10 protein-coding genes and 1 pseudogene are annotated in these 15,369 nt (G+C 59.6%); 8 read left to right on the top strand and 3 right to left on the bottom strand.

The window, feature by feature from the left end:
- Nucleotides 1-147 precede the first annotated feature (147 nt).
- A complete protein-coding gene (locus tag ACLFKU_RS22205; protein ID WP_410850497.1) occupies nt 148-1,806 on the top strand; it encodes an ATP-binding protein in 1,659 nt (552 codons plus the stop codon).
- Here the strand turns inward: ACLFKU_RS22205 and ACLFKU_RS22200 are convergent.
- Both ACLFKU_RS22200 and ACLFKU_RS22195 read right to left on the bottom strand, forming a co-directional pair.
- The gene (locus tag ACLFKU_RS22200; protein WP_410850496.1) at nt 1,795-3,051 is read right to left on the bottom strand and encodes an ABC transporter substrate-binding protein; all 1,257 of its coding nucleotides are present in this window, start codon (nt 3,049-3,051) and stop codon (nt 1,795-1,797) included. The two genes, ACLFKU_RS22205 and ACLFKU_RS22200, sit on opposite strands and share 12 nt — an antisense overlap.
- 609 nt (nt 3,052-3,660) lie before the next feature.
- Nucleotides 3,661-4,395 (bottom strand): GntR family transcriptional regulator, encoded by a 735-nt coding sequence (locus ACLFKU_RS22195; protein ID WP_368624046.1) that lies wholly within the window; start codon nt 4,393-4,395, stop codon nt 3,661-3,663.
- Nucleotides 4,396-4,466: 71 nt separating this feature from the next.
- On the opposite strand from ACLFKU_RS22195, the gene ACLFKU_RS22190 reads away from it, so the two are divergent.
- The 7 genes and pseudogenes from ACLFKU_RS22190 (at nt 4,467) to ACLFKU_RS22160 (ending at nt 13,941) form a co-directional block, all read left to right on the top strand.
- Nucleotides 4,467-5,615 carry a mandelate racemase/muconate lactonizing enzyme family protein gene (locus ACLFKU_RS22190; protein WP_410850495.1) on the top strand — a complete coding sequence of 383 codons (1,149 nt, stop codon included), beginning with the start codon at nt 4,467-4,469 and terminating at the stop codon, nt 5,613-5,615.
- Between the two features lie 35 nt (nt 5,616-5,650).
- Entirely contained in the window at nt 5,651-6,910 is a 1,260-nt protein-coding gene (locus tag ACLFKU_RS22185) for an ABC transporter substrate-binding protein (RefSeq protein ID WP_410850494.1), read from the top strand.
- 160 nt (nt 6,911-7,070) lie between these two features.
- Nucleotides 7,071-8,012: a carbohydrate ABC transporter permease gene (locus tag ACLFKU_RS22180; RefSeq protein WP_410850493.1), complete on the top strand. Its 942-nt coding sequence runs from the start codon at nt 7,071-7,073 to the stop codon at nt 8,010-8,012.
- An 11-nt stretch (nt 8,013-8,023) separates the two neighbouring features.
- Nucleotides 8,024-8,857, top strand: coding sequence for a carbohydrate ABC transporter permease (locus ACLFKU_RS22175; RefSeq protein ID WP_184138932.1), 834 nt, complete (start codon nt 8,024-8,026; stop codon nt 8,855-8,857).
- Nucleotides 8,858-9,004: 147 nt separating this feature from the next.
- A pseudogene (locus tag ACLFKU_RS22170) lies at nt 9,005-9,235 on the top strand (IS110 family transposase); the annotation flags it as partial.
- Nucleotides 9,236-10,002: 767 nt separating this feature from the next.
- Nucleotides 10,003-13,626 (top strand): AAA family ATPase, encoded by a 3,624-nt coding sequence (locus ACLFKU_RS22165; RefSeq protein ID WP_410850492.1) that lies wholly within the window; start codon nt 10,003-10,005, stop codon nt 13,624-13,626.
- A 57-nt stretch (nt 13,627-13,683) separates the two neighbouring features.
- Nucleotides 13,684-13,941 carry a DUF4242 domain-containing protein gene (locus ACLFKU_RS22160; RefSeq protein ID WP_176379811.1) on the top strand — a complete coding sequence of 86 codons (258 nt, stop codon included), beginning with the start codon at nt 13,684-13,686 and terminating at the stop codon, nt 13,939-13,941.
- 635 nt (nt 13,942-14,576) lie between these two features.
- On the opposite strand, the gene ACLFKU_RS22155 is transcribed toward ACLFKU_RS22160, so the two are convergent.
- Nucleotides 14,577-15,233, bottom strand: a complete 657-nt coding sequence (locus tag ACLFKU_RS22155; protein ID WP_410842448.1) for a hypothetical protein — start codon at nt 15,231-15,233, stop codon at nt 14,577-14,579.
- Between the last annotated feature and the right edge of the window lie 136 nt (nt 15,234-15,369).

Here is a 15,369-nt window from a genome sequence, read left to right as displayed (position 1 = left end):
GATGTCATGCGCAACGCCAATCCTGCCGTCCGGTCCGCTCGGTCACGTTCCCGAAATGACCGGTCACGTTGCCGAAATCCCCGGTCACGATCCCGAAACGGCCGGTCACGTTCATCCGAAATACGCACCGACGAGGCCACGCTTTCGATGGTCGCCGATATTTGCCGACGGCTGGACGGAATTCCCCTCGCGATCGAACTTGCCGCGTCTCGTACAGCCAGCCTCGGGCTGGAAGCGATTAAGGCAAACCTCAACCGAAGGTTTGCCATCCTGACCGGCGGTTCACGCGACGCGTTGCCGAGGCATCAGACGCTCAGGGCTGTCTTTGACTGGAGCTACCGATTGCTCTCTGCGAAGGAGCAGTTAGTGTTCCGGCTCGTCGGAGTGTTCGTCGACGGGTTTTCTCTGGAAGGCGCGTGGTCGCTCGCAACCGGCTTTGGCCTGACATCGCAAGAGACGACTGAGGCACTCGCAAGCTTAGTGTCTAAATCGCTGATCTCGATGGACCGCACGCGTGCGAAACGATATCAACTACTGGACAGCGCGCGGGCCTATGCAATCGATTGCATGGAGGCCAACGGTGAAAAGGCCGCCGCCGATCGAGCTCATGCAGAGTTTTTCAAGAGCCTTGTCGCCGATGTGCGCATAGCGGTACGCGAAGCGGCGGGTATTCCAACGTGGCCCGAGTTTGAGGCTGACCGGGGTAATCTGCGCTCCGCGATGACGTGGGCGTTCAGCCCACTCGGTGACGTGCGATTCGGCATTGAACTCGCATCGCAGTCTGCATCGCACTTCTTCGAACTGTCGGCCCTGGACGAGTGCACGTATTGGTCTTCGAAGGCACTGCAGGCGCTGCGCGATGCCTCGCTTGAAGAGCAGTTGCCGACGGTTCACCTGAATCTGCTGTGTGCGTATGCAGCTGCGCTTGTGTACATTGAAGGTCCAAGCCCTCTTGTGTACACGTTGTGGGAACAAACGTTGGCTGTTGCCTTGGCGCACGACGCGTTAAGCCACCAGTTACGTGCGATGTGGGGTCTTTGGAACGCGAGCCAGTACGGCGGATTCGCCTATACCGCGCTCAACCGCGTAAAGGAGTTCGACAAGGTCGCTTCAACGCGCGGAAGCACCTTCCAGGCAACCCTGAGTCACCGACTGTACGGCATTGCCTTGCACTACCTCGGACGTCACCACGAGGCTGCGGTCGAGCTCAAAGCGGCGCTCAGTTCTGACGAACTTGACACGAAGAAGTGGGTGATCACCGGGATACGAACAGGTCAGGCTGCGGTCACCAAGGCGACGCTTGCCAGAGTGTTGTGGTTTCAGAGCGATCGAGAGGGCGCCCTTGCCATGACGCGTGAGGCCGAGGACGATGGAAGGACATTCGGCCACGAATTGACGTTAGCTTATATCCTGCTTGAAGCGAGCGTATCCATCGCCATATTTACCCGAGATTCCGTTGCCCTGGTGGATGCGGTCGAGGAGCTTGCTCGTGAGTGCAAAAAAGCCGCACTCCATATTTGGCTCCAGTGTTGTGATGCGTTTATGTGGGTCGCGCGCGCGATGAACTCGCGCCTCGATTCGAGCGAGCTCCGTAGCTTCGAGACTGCCATCGTACGACTCAAGCAGACACACTATCTGGCGGTCTATCCGCTGGTTGCCGTTGAGTACGCGCGCGCGTTGCACACTGCCGGCCGTTCCTCCGGCGCAGTCGATTTCCTGTCCGACGTCATTGGCGAGTGCGAACTGTCGGGCAACCTTTGGTATATCGACGAGCTTCGAGCAGTGCTCCGCGACCTACCTGGATGATGTGCGAGTCTGATCGAGTTCCGACGTCGCGGCCTCCACCGACATCGATCCGGCAAGCATACGCTGCGTATCTCGACGCAAGACTTCAACTTCGGACAACCCGATAGAGTTCTGCGGCATCGGAGCGCGACAGCAGGAAATCCATTCAAGAATTTTCTTTCCATTCGGGCTGTCGATGCCATCACGCGAGAATTGGCCATCGGACACCATCGCTCCGCCTGTTTCGAACAGCGTCCTGAGGTGTGTGCTCGAGACCATCGATTTCACGTAAGCGAGTGCAAGGTCTTTATGCGGAGACCAACGCGTGATCGCCCACCCGATGCCGCCGGCAATGGGCAGCGAGAGTTTCGCACCCGGGGCATTGGCACCCGCTGAGCCCGAGAGCGCGACGGGCAAATAGCTTCCGACCTTATCGGGCCCGACGACCGCTTCGAATTGCTTCCAGTGTGCGGTGTCCGAGACGAGACCGATGACATTTGCGGCTTCTCCGCGCATGAATCGATCGTATTGGTCTGGGAATGTCGCTGTCGAGTTCACCCCTTTGGTGTACCAGCCTGCTTTTGATTTCTCGACCCAGACACGCAGGATGCTGCTCACAGCAGGGTCGCTCCACGCGAGCTTTCGGTCCGCCCAGGCGGCTCGCTGTGCGTCGCTCCATGAATTCGCCGCAATAGAATTGAAGAAGAACATCGAGCCATAGCCATCCTTGTTGCCCATCGTGAAGCATGCGACATGCAATCTCGCGATGAGCCGGGTGCAGTCGGCTTCGAGTTCCGCCCAATTGACCGGAGGCTTGTCTGGATCGAGTCCGGCCTTACGATAAAGATCCTTGTTGTAGTAAACGACCTGGCCTTGCAGCGTGAGCGGAACTGCGTAGATCGTATTGTTCTCAGCCGAGAACGCTTCCCATCCGACAAGCCGGTCTCGAAGCCTGCCGAGATCTGGATTCAGCGCCACGAGCGCACCGGCCCGCTCGCGGGTCGGGGTGCCTCCGTGAAGCATCACGATATCCGGTCCTTGATTCGCACCGATCGCGGCACCCAGCAGCGAATAATACTGGTCGTGGGGCTGCGCGACATGCTTGACGATGACGCCCGGATGTACCGCTTCAAAATCTTTGACCGTCTGCTGGAAGTATGCAGCGATCGAGGGGTCCGCCGATTTAAAATCCCAGACCGTGATCGTGGTGGTTTCTGCCGAGGCGATTCCGCTAGATGCCGCCAATGTGACGAGAATGACCCACATCGCTACGCACTCGCAAAGCTGTTGCCATATAACGCGGTACTGCTCAAAACGCATTGAAATTCTCCGATGGAGGTTAAATCAGTTGCTGGCGAAACACCTGCGATCGCTCCGTCGTGCGGTGGCCACCGCCGTTTGTTAGCGCAAGAGAATATAGCTGAAAATATAAGGTCGTCTTCGCCGCCCAGTCGCGGTGACGTTGCGAGTGGGTAAATGGATCGCTGCGACGTCTGTAACACAGGGCTCGCCGCCGGCAGCCCCCTCATTACCAGACGGCGTAGTTTCGCGACAGACGTTGGCGCGAGTTTGCACGCCTACACTGCGAACCGGTTGGAACTCGTTCTGCCTTCGGCGTCGTCCATCCGGAGAGAGCCCCATGTGTCATTTATCTTGAGAACGGAGAGCGTACATGTCGAACGACAATGCAATACTGGTTTTGGGCGCATGAGAACTCGGCCTGGCCGTGCTGCGCAACCTGGCGCGACGTGCGATGCGTGCGGCCGGCGTATCCATCAATACCGGATCGCGGCGACTCATCGGCACCGGCATATTTGCCTGAACCCTGCGATGCGTCTCAGATACGAGACGTTGTCGAGCGCGTGCGCTTCTCGCTCAATACATCCCGAGATTGCGCTGCAACGCCGCCGCGAAGTGCGCCGTGACGGCGGCTTCGGCGGCATCCGGATCACGCAGCCTGCAAGCCTCGAGAATCGCGAGGTGTTCCTTGAGCGTGCGCAGTACTAACGGCGCAGTGAGCTTGCGTTCGAGGCGCAACAGCTTCAGGTAATTGTGCATGCGCCGGTAACTGTTCTCGACGAGCGGATTGCCGAGCGACGTGATGACCGCATGATGCAGCGAGGTTTCGAGCGCTTCGACTTCGGTGAGGTACTGCGCATTGAGACCTTGCTTCTCGATCGCGGTCACCAGCGCGAGATGGCGCTTTTCGAGTGAACCAATCGACTCTTCATCCGCGGTCTCGGCGAACACGCGAATCGCCGCGCGCTCGATGATGCTGCGGAACTGATACGTCGCACGAGTAAGTTCGAGCCCCGGCTTGATGAACTGAATGCCCGAGCGCGGGTGAATTGTCAGTACCCCTTCCGCTTCGAGCACGCGCAATGCGTCACGCAGCGGCGCTACGGGTATACCCAGAAGCTGGACGAGTTCGTTCTGCGAAACGAATGCGCCGGCAGGCAGTTTGCGCTCGAACAGCCCCTCGAGAATCCGCTCGTACGCAATGTCGCTGAGCCGCCCGCCGCCGCTTGCAGTCTCGGTGGCCGGAGAACTCTCCACGGCCGTTTTAGCGGATGCCGGCTCGGCGAGGGCATCTTTTCTCGTTCTACCCACTTGTGATCTCCGATCGCAACGACTAACATGATATATCAATTACGGCATCTGATCTATCAGAGCACTCGATCATGCGTATCGTTGACTTCCGTATTACGCGTTTCCAGTTTGCCCGAGATCGGGTGATCGGCGATAGCCAGGTCCGGGCCGACGATGCTCACGTCGTGGCGCTCGAGCTGATCGGTGAGAACGGGCTCACCGGCCTGGGCTTTGCGCAGTCATTATTCGTACCGTTGCCGCCCGAAGCGGAAATCGAGCGCATTTTCCGCTTCGAAGTTTGGCCCACGCTGGAAGGAGAGCGGCCGCTCGCACTGGTGCACCGTGTAGCGCGTCCGCGAGGCGGCAACCACCGCGCGTGGACGTTGCCTTTCCATGAAGCAATCCAGGTCGCGCTATGGGACCTGGCCGCGAAGCAGGCGGGCATGCCGCTTTGGCAGATGCTCGGTGCGCGGCGCGACCGGATCAAGGCGTACGCAAGCGGGCTCGACTTTCATCTGAGCGACACCGACTTCGCCGAACTTTTTGGACGTGCCGACGCACTCGGCTATACCGCGTTCAAGATAAAGGTCGGGCACCCGGACTTCGAGCGCGACCTTCATCGCCTCGACTTGCTCAAGAAGGCCGTGCGGGCCGACGCGCACGTCATGATCGATGCGAACGAAGCGTGGTCACCCAAGGAAGCCGTCGTGAAACTCGAACGCATCCGCGACGCCGGTCACGCCTTGCTCTGGGTCGAGGATCCGACGTTGCGCGACGATTTCGAAGGCCTGCGGCACATCCGGCACAACGCCACGTGGACCGCGCTGAATACCGGTGAGTATCTCGATGCCAGTGGCAAGCGTGCATTGATGGAGGCCGGCGCGGTCGATATCCTCAATGTGCACGGGCAGGTGACGGATGTCATGCGCGTGGGCTGGCTCGCGGCCGACCTCGGTGTGCCGGTCAGCATGGGCAATACCTTCCTCGAAGTCGGCGTGCACTGCGCATGCGCGCTGCCCGATGTCGAATGGCTTGAATACTCGTTCCAGAACTTCGACGCGCTCGTCGAAGAGTCGATCGCCATTGTCGACGGCATTGCGATGGCACCCGATCGTCCCGGACACGGGCTCGAACTCAGCGAATATGCGCGCCGCGAACTACGGCGGCCCGATGTGCGTGACCGGAGCGAGCTTGGCCCGCCGCCGCTCTCGAAACCGGCGGCCGTACCGACGGCCGGCTAGCCATGGATTTCATATAAAAACCATTGGAGACAGCTGTGCGAAGCCCATTCATCTCACGCATCGCGGTGTGTCTTGCCGGACTCGCATTTTTCGCCGCCGCCGCGGCACAGACCCTGACGGTCTGGGACTGGAAGTCGAGCGATCCCGTTACGTCGACGTATTTCAAGAAGGTCAAGAAAGACTTTGAAGCCTCGCATCCGGGCGTCACGGTGAAGTTCGTCGGCCAGCCGATCGAGCAGTACTACACGATCCTCGGCACCTCGCTGTCGGCTAACGCCGGGCCCGACGTGTTCCTGATGAACGGCGGCGCGCAGGCACGTGCACGGATGTCGGACCTCGTCGACCTCAGCGGGCTCGACAAAGGCATGCTCGGGGTGAAGGAGTTTCAGGACGCGAGCGGGAAGACCTATGCATTGCCGCTGACGCTTCAGGGGTTTGTCGTGTATTACAACAAGGCCCTCTACACGCAGGTCGGACTCGATCCGAACAAGCCGCCGAAGAACTGGGACGATCTCAAGCGCGTTTGCGCGGCCTTCAAGGCCAAGGGCGGCAAGATCCCGTGCTTTGCGCTCGGCAACAAGGAAGGCTACGGTGCCGAATTCGTCTTCTCCTCGCTGGCCGCGACGTCGATGACACCCGACGAACAGGCGCAATTCGCGGCGGGCAAGCTCAAGTGGTCGAGCCCGCAGGTCAAGGGGATTCTCCAGGCGTGGGTCGATACGCAAAAGGATGGCTGGTATCCGAAGGGCGCGAACTCGACGACGAAGTTCATGGATGAATACGAGCAATTCATGCGCGGCGATGCGGGCAACACGATCGGCCTGATTTCCGATGTCGCGCACTGGAAGCAGTTCGAGAATTTCCTCACGCCCGAAAAGCTCGGTGTCTACAAGATGCCGTCGCCGACCGTTGCGGCCGGCGATCCGCCCGACAATCCGCGTGTGCCCGTGTCCGGCGGTATCGGCTACGGCGTGAACAAGGCGTCGAAGAATGTCGCGCTGGCCAGGCAACTCGTGCAAGAGCTGGCGAGCCCGGCGGCCCTCCAGGTCTTCGCCAACGATGCGGGCGCGCTGCCGGCGAACAGCAGTGTCGACCTCACTTCGTTCAAGGGCCCGACCGTCAAGATCATTCTCGGATGGCTCAAGGACTCCGCCGTGACGACGACGCTGCTCGGCGCATCGGCGGCCGAGATGGAGGAGTGGCACCGTCAGAGCCAGCTGTTGCTTAATGGCGATACGACGGTCGACAAGGCCGCTGCGCGTATGGATGAAGTCCAGGCGTCGGCAAAGCGGTGATGTGTAGCTTGTTGGGCGCGCCGGATTGTTGCAAGGTGAAGCCATCGCAGCACCCCACGTGGTGCGACTCAGGGGGCAGCGCCACCCGATAGTGAAGCGAATCAGGCCAGCCCTTGGCGATTGTGTGGCACTCGAAGGCACGTTGAACTACGACCCAGACATGTCGAAACCTTCTGCATCTATGACGAGCGGCGCGGCGCCCGCATCAAAGGCGTCGCCTGCGGTGGCCAGGTCGGGCGGTGACCGTTCGGAGCAGCGCATGGCGTTCGTGCTGTTGCTTCCCGCGTTGCTGCTCGTCATCGTCTTCCGCATCTTTCCGCTCGGATGGGGCGCAGTGCTGTCGTTCCTCGGCGTGACGTCGTCGGGTGCGGTCGGCTTTGTCGGTGTGTCGAATTACGTCGCGCTCGCGCACGATCCGTCGTTCCGCGATTCGATGGTCAACACACTGATCCTGCTGGCCACGCTGCCAGTCTGGGTCATGCTGCCGATGGTGCTGGCGATTCTGATTCATCAGGGGGTGCCGGGCGGCAAGGTGTTTCGTGCGGTCTATTTCTTCCCGGCCGTGTTGTCGAGCGTGATCATCGGCTCGATCTTCAATGTGGTCCTGCGATACGACGGCAACCTCAATGCGATGCTGGATACGTTTGGCATCGATGCGGTCGACTGGCTTGGCAACGGTTCGACTGCGCTCATGAGCCTGATCGGCGTGCAGATGTGGTCGACCTTCGGCATGGGCGTGCTGATCTTCATGGCGGGCCTGTCGACGGTGCCCGATGAGATGATCGAAGCCGCGCGGCTTGACGGCGCCAATTTCTGGCAGACGTGGATCTACATCATCATCCCGATGCTGCGGCCGATCATCGAATTCGTGGCCGTCGTCACGACGGTCGGCGTGCTGACGTCAATGTTCGGACTCATCTACGTGTTGACCGATGGGGGGCCCGGCACATCGACGACCTTGCCGGAATTCCTGATCTGGATCGAGCAGGGCAAGATGAATCGCCCATCGTATGCGGCGGCGATCTCCGTCGTGCTATTTGCGCTGATGGGCGGCATTGCATGGCTGCAGATCCGGATCATGACCCGTAACGCGAACCTCTGAGGGCTCATGGCATGGCGATTACCGTCAAGCAGGACCGGCGAGTGCTCTGGACGCTGTCCGTTCCGATGGCCGTGCTCGCCGTGTCGTGCGTCTATCCGCTGGCGTTTGCACTCAACAACGCGTTCAAGTCGACGCGTGACTATATCCTTGATCGTTTCGGCATCGCGGGTCATCCGACGTTCGAGAACTTCATTCAAGCTTGCGTGCAGGCCAATCTTGGCGAGTACTACATCAACTCGATACTCGTGACGGTCGGCGCGGTCGCGTGCTTGCTGTTCGTTTCATCGCTCGCGGGCTTTACGTTCGCATTTCTGCGGTTCCCGCATCGCAAGCTGATTTTCGTGGTCATTCTCGCGTCGCTGATGATTCCGGTGCAGGTGGTGCTCGTGCCGTTCTATCAGACGATTATTGCGTTGGGCCTGTTGAATACCCGCGTGGGCCTGATCATTTCCTATACGGCCTTCTTTCTTCCGTTTAGCGTGTATCTGATGACCGCGTTTTATTCGAGTTTGCCGCGTGAGCTGCTCGAGGCCGCGCGGATCGATGGCGCGAGCATTCTGCAGGCGTGGTGGTACGTGATGCTGCCGATGGGCAAGCCTGCGCTCGTCACGCTCGGCATTCTGAACACGCTGTATTGCTGGAACGATGTACTGATTTCGCTGCTCGTGCTTCAGGACAAGCGCACGCTAATGGTCGGTATCGCCGCATTGCGCGGCGAATATACGACGAATGTTCCGCTGTTGTGCGCGGGTCTTGTGCTGGCCGCGGCGCCGATCGTCGTGCTTTACGTCGTGTTCCAGCGGCGCATCGTGTCCGGCATCGCCGTGGGTGCGGTAAAGGGGTGATCCGCTGCGGCCGGCATCAATCGTCCGGACATGATTCAGCGCCTCGGCCAATATCCACCGCCGCTGGCGCGCCGCGCATTCTCGGCCTGGAGCTTTCCGGCACGATCGTCGGGGCCGGCCCAGAAGCCGATCCCGGTTGCTCCATGCGGTGAATCGAGGCGTGGCGACCCGTACCTGCGTACGTTGTTGATACATGGGGCGCGGTCTGTGCTGTGTCACGCCAAGGTACCAACCGCTTGGAAAAAGGCGATGCAGATGAGACGCCCAGCAAATGTAGTGGCGGTAGCCTTGGCAAACGAAATGGCACGAACTGCCTGGGCGATCCTCGCTCACGGGACGTCGTACGAAGTGCATCACGTAAGCAATAGACCCATTTAGAAGTTTTGTCTCTGAAGCGTCGAGGCACTGGTAGGTTACTAAGGTTGATTTCAATGTGATGGCGAGACAGGTTGGACCAGCCCGATCCACGTGCGCAGAGTGCATTGGTGGCGGGCGCCACGCCCGAGGCGAAGTTGTCGCTTTGTCTAGGTGGCCAAATCACTTGCTCATTGCTTGAGAAGTGCATGTCTCCCGAGAGCGCCATCCAACGAAGTATCGACCGGCATCTCGCGTAAACCTTGAACAAAAAATCTCTCCCGACTGCTCTCTGCATCCAGATTCGCAGGTTTAAGGCTGATTGCTCGTATAAGGACATCGTCCGACGAATGTCCGCCCCTCGAAACTTGCCATTGATGCAGAGCGGACTCCGCGGACCGCCTCGGGTCGGATATGGACGTTCACCGACCAAGTGGGCCGATCCAAGCATCGGCCGGCTGTGAACTTCCGGGCTCGGCCACGAAGCGTCAATCGCTTGTCCGGACACTTGGACGTTCAGACGTCGGCTCTGCCCAAGTCACCGGGCATTCGATTGTCTTAACACGAAGAAGCACTATAACAATAGAGCGGTTACGCATGCAGGAAGTCGGTCGCGGACCGGACATGTGAGTCCTCGATACCGGGTCATCAACCCGCAATGTTCGTCGCGCCTACTTAATAAAACCCATCGCATGCGCCTGTCCCGACACTCATGGGAAAGAGGCGCGAAGCGGCGTGGACAGGCTACCACGCCGATGATGACGGTGGATGGGGCCTCCAGAGATCCAGCAATGACCGACGATCTGACGACATGGTTAGCGCAGATTGGCCTCGGCGCCCACACTGCGAAGTTCACCTCCCAAGGAATCGACTGGGATGTGCTCAGCGATCTTTCCGACGGTGACCTGAAGGAACTAGGCCTTACGCTTGGCGACCGCAAGCGGCTCGCAAAAGGACTTGCAGCGCTAAACGAAGCCCACGCACATTCGCTTGAGCGGGTACGGGAATGCCGAGACCCGCCATCGTCGCCTGCATCCCCAGCCATCGAGGCCGAGAGGCGTCAAATCACAGTAATGTTCATCGACCTCATCGATTCGACAGCGCTGGCGGAGCGCTTCGATCCAGAGGATATGCGACGTTTGCTAGGGGTCTACCATCAAGCCTGTGCGCGGGCAATCGAAGCTCATGAAGGTCACATCGCGCTTTATATCGGCGACGGGCTGCTCGTCTATTTCGGCTATCCGGGTGCGCACGAAGACGATGCCATACGTGCGGTACTCGCCGCGCTCGCTGCCACCACGGCGCTTCGCGATGCCAACGATCTCATCGAAACCGAGTATGGCGTGCGTCTGCACATGCGGATCGGGATCGAAACGGGACTTGTCGTCGCCGGCGCGATTGGCGCTGGATCTTCGCTGGATCACCAGGCAATCGTCGGGGAGGCGCCAATCATCGCAGCAAGGCTGCAGTCGCTCGCTCCGCCCGACGCGGTCGTCGTGGGTCCGGCCGCCCAACATCTGATCGATGGGTCATTCAAGCTTGAAGACCTTGGCTGGCGCGAACTGAAAGGGGTCACTAATCCGGTCAGGGTCCAACGTGTGCTGGCGCAAGCGGACATGATCGACCGCTTCGAAATCAGAGCCGTCCATGGGATGACGCCGCTCATTGGTCGGGCTGCGGAACTCAAGATGATCTGGCGGCGCTGGAAGCAAAGCGTCGATGGCGAAATGCGCTGCGTGCTGCTGACCGGCGAGCCGGGAATCGGAAAATCTCGTGTGCTGCGCGCGCTCTGCGACGGCATCAGTGACGACTCGCATGTGATCGTTTCGCTTCACTGTTCCACGTACTATCGCAACAGCCCATTTTGGCCGGTACACCGCTGGTTACAGCGCACTTTTGGCGTCGGGGCCGACACGTCAGATGCGTCGGAAACGGAACGGATAGAGGCCGGAATCGCAAGACTTGGGGTCGATGTCGACGAGGCACTCCTGGTACTTACGAACTTGCTTGGGATTCAGACAGGCGCGCGCCATCCGCCAATTGACACATCTTCTCCCTCCTTCAAGCGCCGGACGCTGGACGTGCTGGTGGCCGTACTCGAAACGATGACGCGCGTTCAGCCGGTTCTTTTCGTTGTTGAAGACGCCCACTGGATCGATCCGTCATCCCTCGAGTTCGTTCGGCTCGTGGTTGAACGGCTGCTGGCCGCCCGGTTAATGGTACTTATCACGGCGCGGCCCGAGTTTGAACCGGGGTGGACTTACCCTCATCTCGTACAACTCAGTCTCGATCGGTTATCGCGCCGCGATTGCGTTGCGATGGTCGAGCGGCTGACGGGTGGCAAGCGGCTGCCGGATATCATGCTCGATCAGATCGTCTCCAAGACGGACGGCGTGCCGCTATTTGTCGAGGAACTGACCAAGGCCGTTCTCCAGGGCGATCTGTTGCTGGATGCCGGCGTCAGCTACGAGTTGAAAGGCACGCCGCAGACGATCGCAATTCCGGACACGCTGCAGGGCTCGCTGCTGTCGAGGCTCGACCGACTGGAGCCAGCCGTCAAGGAAACTGCGCAGGTCGCGGCCACCGTGGGACGTGAGTTCGGCAGGACGTTGCTTGGCCTGATTGCTTCGAGGTCAGAGGACGAACTGCAGGAGTCGCTCGACCGCCTGATTGCAGCCGAAATCATTGTTCCTGCTTCAGGGAAACTCGGTGAAGGAGACGCCTTTTTGTTCCGGCATGCATTGATCCAGGAGATCGCATACCAATCCCTTTTGCTTGCGCGTCGCCGCCACTTCCACGCGCTAATCGGCGCTGCTCTCGAAGAACACTATCCGGACATCGTCGAGCGGCAACCCGAATTGATCGCTCAGAACTTCTCCGCGGCCGACCTGCCGGATCGCGCGATTGGCTATTGGCAGCGTGCCGGAGAACGGGCGCTTGCGGGTGCCGCCTACGATGAGGCGATCGCCCATGTGCAGCGCGGACTTGAACTGGTCAACCGATGCTCCTACAGCGAGCCGGATCGGGCCGCTCACCTGCTGCCTCTCCTGCTGACAAGAGGCAGGGCAGAGTTCAGACTGGCCCAACGCGAGGCGATTGCGACCTTCCGCGAGGCCGCGCGAATTGCGCGCGAACGGAAGCTCACATCGTATCTCGTGCAGGCAGCGTTGGAGTTCGACACCGCCGAGACCTTCCTCGAAGGTTCCGGCGATGCATCGCTTTCGTTGCTGGAAGAGGCCCTCGCCCTGGTCGGCACCGAGGAATCGGTCGAGCGTTGCCGCCTGTTGAGTCGCCTCGTTCGCACCGTTCATATGACGGGTGCACGCGAACAAAGTAGTGAATTTGCCCAAGAGGCCGTCGCCCTCGCCAGACGCCTGAACGATCTGCCAAGCCTGTTCGATGCATTGGCGTGCGAGTTGATGCATGTCGGGGCTCTCCCCTTACCCGCGAACAGGTTTCTGGAGCGTGAAAGCGTGTTGCTGGAGTTGAGGCAGATGGCGGAAGATCTCGGCGATGCGCAAACCATCGGTCATGCATGCGCCCGATGTCTTGCCGGCTACCTGGAAATTGGCGAGGTGGACCGTTTCGAGAGCGCGCTGGAACGGTATCGGCAGATCGCCGCCAGCGGACAGCACTTCGTCGACAAGTGGTGCGTGACGGGGGCACAGGCGATGCGGGCCATACTCGTTGGTGACTTCGCCGAGGCGGAGCACAAAACGCGCGACTCGTTGCGGATGGCGCAGAACGCCGACGCGAATCTCGCTACGGGTGTCTACGGCATGCAGATGTTCGCGATACGTCGTGAACAGGGCCGGCTCGCCGAGGTCGCGCCCATATTCAAGCGGTTTGTCGACGAGCATTCCGAGGACGCTACGTGGCGGCCGGGATTCATGTTGATCTGCAGTGATCTCGGCTTCGAGGCGCAGGCCCGCGACAATCTCGTCCGGCTTGCGCAATCCGAATACAGCATCCCCGTGGACAGCAAGCGACTCGTCACATTGACATATCTGGCGGAGGTTGCTGCCCGCCTGCGGGACGTCGAACATGCCAAACATATTTATGCCCTTCTTCTGCCGTTCCAGGATCAGGTCGTCACGGTTCCAGTCTTTACGCTCTGCTGCGGCTCTGCGGCACGGTTTCTGGGCATATTGGCCCGTGCTCTGGGCGACTGGTCAGCCGCCGAACAGCATTTCGAATACGCGTTGCGCATGGACGAGCGCTTGCGAGCATGGCCTTGGCTCGCGCACAGCCGGCACGAATACGCGCTCATGCTGGCGGCACGCAATGGCATTAGAGATAGAGCACGTGCGCAAGATCTGCTCTCGATGGCAGCCGCCGCAGCCAAAAAACTTAAGATGTTCGCACTCGTCGAGCGTATTCGTGGCGCGCAGGCAAGAACAGGGCTCAAAAGTTAGCACAGGCTATCGCACAGTTTGACGGGCAATGTGCAGTCGCTACTCAAGGAGAATCATATGCCGCGGTTTATGATTGAACGTAATTTTGCAGAACAACTCGAGGTCACGGGCGAAAGTGCTGCAACCGTGAAGAGAATCAACGACGAGGAAGGCGTCGAGTGGCTCTTTTCGTTTCTCAGCGCGGACAAGAAGAAGACTTATTGCCTGTATGAGGCGCCCAGCGCCGACGCCATCCGCGCCGCAGCGCGCCGGGCCAATCTGCCGGCCGATGTGATCATCGAGGTAAGCGACTTGCGGCCGGAAATGTTTAACTAGAGGAAGGGGAACGATGCATCGTCTAATGGCTGAGCACCCGTATGCAACGACAGGATTGTCGCCAACGTCATCGGACAGCGGCGGCAGCGAGGAATAGACGCATTCGCGGCTGCCTGGCCACAGCTCGCCTTTAAGCCATAACTCGCATTTGCTCAAAGCGAGGACAGGGTCGAGCCGTTGAGGACGCGACGCCGAAAGGCAGAAAATGCCTGGGTGTCGACGGCCCAGTTGATTAGCCGTTGCCGATTCCAATCGGTGGTGGTCGCCCTACTAGATAGCGTCAAGCAACATGGCCAGTCGGCCAACCGATCACACAGTCCGCGCACTAACATCGGGCCCAGCTACCAGGTCCAGACTAAATGCCACCTTGTACTCGTAGACCATAAGCCTAGGGACCGCCAGCATCGCATATCGCAGGTTCTGGCCAATCTCACGCGCAACTATCACGCCATGAACCAGTTTGCCAGCTGCGATACATGTTGTCACCCAGCCCATATAGCGCGCCACCTGGCCAACGGCTTTATCGGCGCCACTCGCACGCTTCAGCTGGAAGAGGAAGCGTATTCATCGCCATTCTGTTTGCTACACGCCGTTATGCCGCCTCTCCGCCAACTTCGTCGCCCGAGAGTTCCATCTCACGACTCACCGGCGGTGAGCGGCTGCGGCCGAGACGCCCGATGTACTGACAACCTCGAAAGCAATAGCCCCAGCACAGCAATCACGGATGTGAGAATTACACTGTCTATCCGCATAGCTTCCGGAAAAGCCGTCAGATTACTAACGTGAACGTAAGTAGCGACAAGCAAAAACCGGCAAGCAAGGAACAGTGCCGTCGATAGCAGGACCGTTGCAGCTTCATGGCAAGCCGTCGTGACATGCCAACGGGCGACAATTCCCAGCACGAGGGCCGGCAATGAAAGAGTGGCGAGCACGGCAATGGCTGTTGCAAGTTCAACCTTACCGGCGAAGCGATCTGCGAGGATGAAGGACGTGTTCACGGCGCAAAAGGCAAACATCGCTCGCGCGAAGAGGTCTCGCATCGAGAGCGATCGCTTCGCGGCTCGTGGATGAGCAAAATATGTCCTTGCCGAAGGAGCAAGGAAAAACAGCGCCAGAATTGTGGAACCTATCAGTAGGGCGAGTACGTATGAATAGATGCCTTGAGCATTTTGTACGGGGATGGTGATAGCCGCAGTGGCGAGAATAGTCGCCGCGAGAATCCAGCGTACCCAAGACTTGCCGTGGACCAAGCCCACACCAACAACGACAGCGACCGGCAACAGACTGGCCATGTAGGTCCATTGCGCATGCACAGAGAGCGGCGAACCAATGTATAACGGGACTCGATTGATATACGGGCTATCGAATGCCTTGAGTATGTGTACAGCAGTCAACAACTGGACGTACGCGATTCCTGCGATGACAGAT

Source organism: Paraburkholderia sp. EG304 (assembly GCF_046543485.1).
Lineage (GTDB): Bacteria > Pseudomonadota > Gammaproteobacteria > Burkholderiales > Burkholderiaceae > Paraburkholderia > Paraburkholderia youngii.
Note: the sequence above shows the minus strand (reverse complement) of the source record. Positions and strands in the feature narration are given on the sequence as shown.